Source organism: Desulfovibrio sp. MES5 (assembly GCF_002237645.1).
Taxonomy (GTDB): Bacteria; Desulfobacterota; Desulfovibrionia; order Desulfovibrionales; family Desulfovibrionaceae; genus Desulfovibrio.
Genome location: NZ_MJUZ01000043.1, coordinates 1 through 7,325 on the forward strand (window position 1 = coordinate 1; position 7,325 = coordinate 7,325).

Consider the following 7,325-nt stretch of genomic DNA (forward strand, 5'->3'; position numbering starts at 1 on the left):
GCAGGAGCGGGCAACGGCTACCGCGAGAATGGATATTCTCAAGGCGAAAATGCTCTAATTGAAGAGACTTGCGCGGCAGTGGGTGCAATGCTATTTTTGGGGCACGGAGGCTTCATGGACGTGCCCTTACTTTATGAAATAGTCACCATTTTTCTGCTTTCCATCTTCGTCACCGTTACCTGCAACAAAATCAAGCTGCCCGCCACGGTGGGTTTTCTGCTTACGGGCGTTTTGTGCGGCCCATCGTTGCTCGGCATAGTCAGCGACCGCGACGCCATTGATCATGTGGCCGAAATCGGTGTGGCCATGCTGCTGTTCACCATTGGGATGGAGCTTTCGGGCGAGGCCCTCAACCGGCTGAAACGGCCTGTCTTTCTGGGCGGCAGCCTGCAAATCGGGCTTACGGTTCTGGCCGTCATGGGCCTTGCCCTTTTTGGCGGCTACACCTATCAGCAGGGCATCTTTATGGGGTGCCTCGTCGCGCTTTCGTCTTCGGCCATTGTGCTGCGCATCATGCAGGAGCGCGGTTCAACCAATACGCCGACAGGCCGCCTGTCACTTGCCATTCTGGTTTTTCAGGACATCATGGTGGCCCCCATGCTGCTGTGCGTGCCCCTGCTTTCCGGCACCCTCGACCTTTCGCTGAAAGACGCCCTTTTTTCCACCCTGTGGGTGGTTCTGGCGCTGGGGGGCGTGCTGCTATTCGCGCGCTTCGGCCTTGACCGCCTCATGGAGGCGGTGGTCCGCACCCGCACCAGAGAAATCCTGCTGCTTACCACCCTGGGTCTGTGCCTCGGCATGGCCCTGCTGACAAATACGTTGGGCCTTTCGCTGTCGCTGGGCGCATTTATGGCCGGCCTTCTGCTGGCGCGCTCCGAATACAGCATGAGCGTCATTTCGGGCATTCTGCCCTACCGCGACGTTTTTATGAGCCTTTTTTTCATCTCCGTGGGCATGATGCTCAACGTGGATTTTTTCGGTCAGCACTTCTTTTCCATCATCGGGCTCACGGTTTTGTTCATCGTGGTCAAAAGCCTGCTCACCCTGCCTGCCGTTCTGGTGCAGGGCTATCCCCTGCGTGCGGCCATCATCACCTCTCTTTCGCTGGCACAGGTGGGTGAATTCGGCTTTGTTCTGGCTGCATCGGGCCTGAGCGCCGGACTTTTCGACATGGAGGCGTATCAGAACTTTCTGGATGTCAGCGTGCTGACCATGATGCTTACCCCAGGTCTCATGCTCATTGCCCCGCGCCTGGCGCGCAAAGTGGCAGGGCGGCAGAACGCGCTTGCCCAGGAGGCTGCAGAAAACAGCGAAGGCGAAAGTCATCTGAAAGATCACCTTATCATCGTGGGCTTCGGCATCAGCGGCAAGCATCTGGCCCATGTGGCCAAGGAATCGGGCATTGAATACACCATTCTGGAAATGAACCCCGAAACCGTCAGCCGATACCGCCACAAAGAACCCATTGCCCACGGCGACGCCTCGCAGCCCGTGGTGCTGGAACACCTTGGCGTCACAAAAGCGCGGGTGCTTGTCATCGTCATTTCCGACCCTTCAGCCGTGAGGGCCATTACCATTGAGGCCCGCCGCTTCAATCCCAACCTGCACATCATTGCACGCACGCGCTTTGTGACCGAAGTGGCGGCATTGCGGCAACTGGGCGCGGACGAAGTCATTGCCGAGGAATTTGAAACCTCCATTGAGATTTTCACCCGCGTTCTCACCCAGTATCTTGTCCCCCGACAGGATATTGATACGTTTGCGGCCCGCATACGGCAGGAAAACTACCGTATGATCCGCCGCATGAGTTCGCCCGAAGATTCGCTGAACAGCACAATAAACCGCCTGCCGGACATGGGCGTGCAGGCCGTGCGCCTTGGGGCGGCCTCGCCCCTGTGCGGGCAAAGCCTTGCCCAGAGCGCGCTGCGCCGCCGCCACGCGGTCACGGTCATCGCCATCCTGCGCGAAGGGATCACCCACGCTTCTCCCGGTGCGGATGACGTATTCGAATCTGGCGACGTCGTTTACCTTTTTGGCAAAACGGACAAGCTCATAGCCATCACGCCACTTTTTTCCGGCCCGGTGCGCGCGTCGGCCAAAAGCAAGGACAGCGGCAAAGAACAGCTTCAGCCGGCACGCTGAGCGGTCCAATTCCTTTTATCAGGAAAGCTTGCGCATTTTTCCGTAGCCGTCTAGGATGTCAGACCACCTTTTGCATCAGCGGCAGGCGGTCTGACATCTCTTTTTGAGGGCCATATGCAGAATAATAATGAATTGCGCAGGCTGCTTGAGCAGGCGCGGCGCATTGCCATAGTGGGCGCCAAGGACAAACCCGGTCAGGCCGTTGATCGCGTGGGGCGCTATCTTATGGATGTGGGCTACGAGGTCTACCCTGTGCACCCCGTGCGCGCGACGGTATGGGGCCTCACGGCCTACCCCAATCTTGCGGCCCTGCCCTGCCCCGTGGACATCATCAATCTTTTTCGCGCTCCAGAGTATTGCCCGGACCACGCCCGTGAAGTACTGGCATTACCCTGGCGGCCTTCACTCTTTTGGATGCAACTGGGCATACGGTCGCCCGAAGCGCGCGTTCTGTTGACCGCCGCAGGCATTACCGTCGTTGAAGACGCCTGCATCATGGTGGAACACGCCCAACTGCTGCCCAATGCTCCCAAGACTCAAGGATAAACTCATGCCTGTTGCACCGGATACGGTTTTCGATTGCCGCATGTGCGGCCACTGCTGCGAAGGCAGCGGCGGCATTGTGGTCAGCCCCACTGACCTTGCGCGCCTGGCGGCCCACATGGGCCAGAGCCCGGAAACCATTGTTGATCATTACTGCTACCATGTTGGCGGCAAGCTGAAGATACGCAGCGGCTCCGACGGCTACTGCGTCTTTTTCAAACAGGGCCAGGGCTGCGGCGTACACGGGGGCAAACCCGCCATCTGCCGTGCGTGGCCCTTTTTTCGCGGCAACATTGAAGATTCCGCGAGTCTTTCTATGGCCAAGGAGTTCTGCCCCGGCATCCACCCGGAAACCCGGCACGCCGACTTTGCCCAGGCCGGGCGCGACTACCTGCTGCAAAACGGCCTGTTGGCCAATGACAGCAGTTGCGAAGCCAACGCCCTTATCCTCAAGTAAGTCATGCGACGCCGCACCCGCCAGATATCGCTCAAGGAATGCTACGCCATTCTCAAACTTGAGAAGAACGCTGACCTTGCAGCGGTAAAAAGGGCTTACCGCAGGCGCGCCTTTGAACTGCACCCCGACTTGAACCCCGGAAACGCCGAGGCCAGCCGGGAATTTCAGATGCTTAACGAGGCATACGTCGCTCTTTCCGGCATTCTCAGCCATGAGGATGAGGTCAGAAAAAAAAGCGAAGCCCGATACGAAGCACGGCAAGAAGCCCGCAAAAGCAAAAAGGAAAGCACGGGCGAAAAAGACGCTGGCCCGGCAGATGCGCAACAGGAAGACAAAAACGCGTCCCAGCCCCCGCCCTCCAGTGAAGAGACCACAAAAACCTCAGGGAGCCAGGGGAAGGGGCAAAACGCCAGCCAGGCCGACACTCCCCCGGGCGGTAAGAACAGCGCAGAGGATAAAACCGCCGCCGAAGGGCAGGCCGAAAACCCACGCGCCGACGCCGCAGGAGCGGCATATGCCGAGCAGGACGTGCTGCGCGATCTGCTCAATGATCCATTTGCCCGCCGTGTTTTTGAAGATATTTACAGCGAGCTGAACAAGCAGCAGGCTGAGAAGGCGCAGCAGGAAGAACCGCGACAGCAGGAGGCGGAATCCGCCCCGCAAAGCCGTGCAAAGCCCAAAGCGGCAAAAATAAAGAAAAACGCTGCGCTGCATAAAGAAAATCTGGCCGGAGCCACGGCCACGTGGTCTTCTGAAATGGCCCGTGGCGTCACCGGCATGGTCAAGGACTGGCTGCGCCGCCAGATTGACGAAGAACAAAGCCTTACCCTGCCCGCGAGCAACCTTGCGCCGGGCTGCCGCGTGCGCCTACAGATCCGCCAGGGCCTTCAGGCAGAACTCAAAACCGTTGAAATAACCCTGCCGCCGGATTTTTCTGTGGGCAGGCCCGTCCGCCTGCGCGGTCTGGGCAAGCGCGTGGGGCCGTGGCAAGGCGACCTTTATCTGACACTGTATACAGAATAGCTTCAAACGCAGTCAGGCCTGGCGGTTTCACACTGCCCGGCCTTTTTCTTTTATTTTGCCCTTGTTGCAGGGCAACTCTCGCCGCGCAACTGCTGTTCCGCATCAGGCATGCAGTGCGCCGCTCCTTTGAGCAAAACGCCCTGGCTATGCCCATTGTCAATCATGAACGCTGTTTGACATGTTTTTTATGGCATGAATTATATTCACAAAAATTTGCAACAGTATTGCGAATATCCAGCCCAACGCGAAATATACCCGTCACTGACCACAAGCCGGAACACGGCCCCAGGCTGCGGAGATGGCCAGCCATACCGGCAGTATCTGGCTCCCTGTCTTCTTGCCCTGCCTGCTTCCACCTCAGCCACTGGCTTTATAGTCTTGGGCGCCGCCTTCTGCACGGATTTGCGGCACAACCATAAACAAAAGACCCGGCATTGCCGGGTCTTTTGTTTATCGCATGCTGGAGCAGATAAGATTGCGAAGGTCTGATGCAGGAAGGCTCTGTTTCTTCCCCCGCGCCAGTTCAGAAAACCCTTGGTGCGGTACGTAATACAATAAGATTTTTAGTGGAGGGCGTGGGGGCGGGACCCTTTTGACAAAAGGCTCCCTCCCTCACAAAGCATTTCAAATAAAATTGCCCTAATAAACCGCTACAGGGGATCAGGCACAATACTGAAGGCCATGTCCTCACCATCCTGCGCAACCACATAGCGCAACCGCTCTTCAATCCTGTTCTGGGCATCAAAGGTGAGTACAACGGGTTCACGGTGGCAGATGTCCTGCGGGCCAGACACGTACTCAAAAGCGCCGATAATGACCTCATCCCCTATCTGGCAGGTGCGGGCGGCAGCGCCGTTGAGAATGCAGCAGCGCGACCCGGCCTCGCCGAAAATCACATAGGTGGATATGCGCTGACCGCTGTTTTTATTCCATATGTATACAAATTCCAGCGGCAGAATGCCCGCCAGCCTGCATACCTCAGGATCAAGGGTAATGGAGCCGTGATAGTCGAGCGCGCACTGGGTAACCCTAATGCCGTGCAGTTTGGCGCGTAGAATCTTCAACATGTTTCTTTCTCCCGTTCAACGACGGCGACTTGAGCATTTAACACTTGAAAGTGCTCTGGCGATTGCGTGAGCAGTCGCCCGCAACGAGCGTATCTTAAACTTTGAGAATGCATACTCTCAAAGTTAATCTGCGCTAATGATCTTTTGCCTGTACCCCACAAGAGGCCCGGGCGGCAAACAGGCAAGCCTGTTTACGGACGCCATTGCGGCGATCAGGATTATTCCAATAAAAAAGGCCGCACAGGCGGCCTGGAAATTACGGACTTCACATAAAAAGATCAATATGCCTTGATGTACTCATCCAGGTTTTCCGCCGAGCAGTTGCGGCTGACCCAAAAGGCCGAAGCCCATACCATAAGGGCGGTCGCCTGCGTATCATCGAGACTCTTTATTTTGGACTCAAGGCTCGACTTGCTGGCTCCGTGGCGCAGATGCACGCCGCCCACGTCGCAGGCGTCAGTAACACGCAGGATAAGATAGGAAAGCCGCGTGTGATCGGGCATGAGTTTCATGTCCTTGTGGGCTTCAACAATGGTCTTGAGTTCCGGACCGCTGAACATGTGCTTTATACTTGTAATAGCCCGAAAAAACGTATCTACAGCCCAGGGCAGAATAAACTCCGCTCCCGCGCTTTTGGTGCGAAAATAGTCTTTGAGCCAACGTTCTTGTTCATCATTAATTCGTGCTGCGACCTGCGGCATGATGCCCCCGGGAAAATAGCTGTGCTGTTGCAGTGCGCCCGGCTATAGGCTGCCGGACATCGTGTTACGCCATCTTCTATACTGCGCTACACTAGTTACAGCAAAGTTTCAAGATAAAATCTAGACTTATTTTTTAAAAATATTTTCAGGCAGTTCAGCAAGATCCACAGGGACGCATCCTTTGGCAGGCTATTTCCATCACTGGCAGTCAACTTGCGCATATGCCCGCACTGGCGTAAAGCCAGCCTGTATACAACCATCCGCAAGGACAAATCATGGCACCTCCCCCTGGTAAAGAGCATGCGTCACAAAAAGCTGCCGCACCTGAGGCAACACCATCGGGTTTACGATCAACAGCACGACATGGCAGCATGTTGCGCCGCGCGCTGATCCGCGCGCATGCAGCCACACTGCTCTTCGGCGTATCGGGCCTGTTCGGCAGGTTGTGCCAATGTTCGGCATCAGTGCTCGTGTGCGGCAGAGCTGCCTTTGCCGTGACGGCCCTTGCCCTGCTGGGCATGAAAAAAGGCCAGATACCCTGGCAGGGGCTTAAGCCAAGCGAACTGATGGGCCTCATGATAACCGGAGTTCTGCTTGCCGCCCACTATGTGACGTTTTTTATGGGCATTCAGGTAGGAGGGGTCGCGGTGGGCACCCTGGGCTTCGCCTGCTTTCCCGCATTTACCATGCTTTTTGAATCCATAGCGTTCAGAGAATACCCCAGTAAAAGAGAACTGCAATGCCTGGCCCTTGTTACATTGGGGCTTGTGTGCACCGCGCCCTCTTTTTCCCTTGCCCATGACGGCACGGCGGGCCTCTTGCTGGGGGTGATGTCCGGGCTTGCCTACGCGCTTGTGACCATTGCCAACCGCCGCTTTGCCGCACATTTGCCAAGCCTGCAAACCACATGGTGGCAAAATGTGGTCACTTTTATTTTTCTTTTGCCTTTCACATGGTGGCAGTTCCCCGAGGTACGGGCTCTGGACTGGTTGTGGATCGCCTGCCTGGGCCTTCTGTGTTCCGCATTGGCCTATGTTCTTTTTATTGGCAGCCTCACTGTGCTCAAGGCGCGGCAGGCAGCGCTCATTATCACCCTCGAACCTGTGTACGCCATTGTGGCCGCGTGGGTTGTGCTTGGCGACGAGCCCGGCCCGCGTATCATCTTCGGCGGCGGGCTTATTCTTGGCTCGGTTCTTTTGTTGAACAGGCGCTGACGTCCAGCATACAGCAGTACGAGACGCGCAAAAGCCCGGCAGGAATTCCTGCCGGGCTTTCATTATTGCAAACACCGGATTGCAAACACAGCCAATGGCCGCCAAGCAGCCAAAGCCACTCTAGAGCATTTTCGCATTGAGAATATCCATTCTCGCGACAGCCGTTGCCCGCTCCTGT

At 56.6% G+C, this 7,325-nt stretch carries 8 protein-coding genes; 5 read left to right on the forward strand and 3 right to left on the reverse strand.

The features are described from left to right. The first annotated feature begins 114 nt into the window (after positions 1–114). The 4 genes from BCS36_RS11240 (at position 115) to BCS36_RS11255 (ending at position 4,165) form a co-directional block, all read left to right on the forward strand. Positions 115–2,142: a cation:proton antiporter gene (locus BCS36_RS11240; RefSeq protein ID WP_291302986.1), complete on the forward strand. Its 2,028-nt coding sequence runs from the start codon at positions 115–117 to the stop codon at positions 2,140–2,142. Positions 2,143–2,256: 114 nt separating this feature from the next. Next, positions 2,257–2,688: a CoA-binding protein gene (locus BCS36_RS11245; protein ID WP_291302987.1), complete on the forward strand. Its 432-nt coding sequence runs from the start codon at positions 2,257–2,259 to the stop codon at positions 2,686–2,688. Between the two features lie 4 nt (positions 2,689–2,692). Next, complete coding sequence (locus BCS36_RS11250; protein WP_291302988.1) at positions 2,693–3,142, forward strand: YkgJ family cysteine cluster protein; 450 nt, start codon at positions 2,693–2,695, stop codon at positions 3,140–3,142. A 3-nt stretch (positions 3,143–3,145) separates the two neighbouring features. Next, positions 3,146–4,165: a J domain-containing protein gene (locus BCS36_RS11255; protein WP_291302989.1), complete on the forward strand. Its 1,020-nt coding sequence runs from the start codon at positions 3,146–3,148 to the stop codon at positions 4,163–4,165. A gap of 650 nt (positions 4,166–4,815) precedes the next feature. Here BCS36_RS11255 and panD read toward each other — a convergent pair. After that, on the reverse strand, positions 4,816–5,232 hold the full coding sequence (gene panD / locus BCS36_RS11260) for an aspartate 1-decarboxylase (protein WP_291302990.1): 417 nt from the start codon (positions 5,230–5,232) through the stop codon (positions 4,816–4,818). Positions 5,233–5,510: 278 nt separating this feature from the next. Then, complete coding sequence (locus tag BCS36_RS11265; protein WP_291302991.1) at positions 5,511–5,933, reverse strand: hypothetical protein; 423 nt, start codon at positions 5,931–5,933, stop codon at positions 5,511–5,513. Positions 5,934–6,304: 371 nt separating this feature from the next. On the opposite strand from BCS36_RS11265, the gene BCS36_RS11270 reads away from it, so the two are divergent. Further along, complete coding sequence (locus tag BCS36_RS11270) at positions 6,305–7,147, forward strand: EamA family transporter (RefSeq protein ID WP_291302992.1); 843 nt, start codon at positions 6,305–6,307, stop codon at positions 7,145–7,147. Here the strand turns inward: BCS36_RS11270 and BCS36_RS11275 are convergent. After that, on the reverse strand, positions 7,110–7,325 hold a 216-nt coding region (locus BCS36_RS11275), incomplete at its 5' end, for a hypothetical protein (protein ID WP_291302993.1). The genes BCS36_RS11270 and BCS36_RS11275 overlap by 38 nt on opposite strands.

Coding starts and splice junctions, on each gene's coding strand:
- panD (WP_291302990.1), bottom strand. CDS start 5,232: ATGTTGAAGATTCTACGCGCCAAACTGCACGGCATTAGGGTTACCCAG.
- BCS36_RS11240 (WP_291302986.1), top strand. CDS start 115: ATGGACGTGCCCTTACTTTATGAAATAGTCACCATTTTTCTGCTTTCC.
- BCS36_RS11255 (WP_291302989.1), top strand. CDS start 3,146: ATGCGACGCCGCACCCGCCAGATATCGCTCAAGGAATGCTACGCCATT.
- BCS36_RS11250 (WP_291302988.1), top strand. CDS start 2,693: ATGCCTGTTGCACCGGATACGGTTTTCGATTGCCGCATGTGCGGCCAC.
- BCS36_RS11265 (WP_291302991.1), bottom strand. CDS start 5,933: ATGCCGCAGGTCGCAGCACGAATTAATGATGAACAAGAACGTTGGCTC.
- BCS36_RS11270 (WP_291302992.1), top strand. CDS start 6,305: ATGTTGCGCCGCGCGCTGATCCGCGCGCATGCAGCCACACTGCTCTTC.
- BCS36_RS11245 (WP_291302987.1), top strand. CDS start 2,257: ATGCAGAATAATAATGAATTGCGCAGGCTGCTTGAGCAGGCGCGGCGC.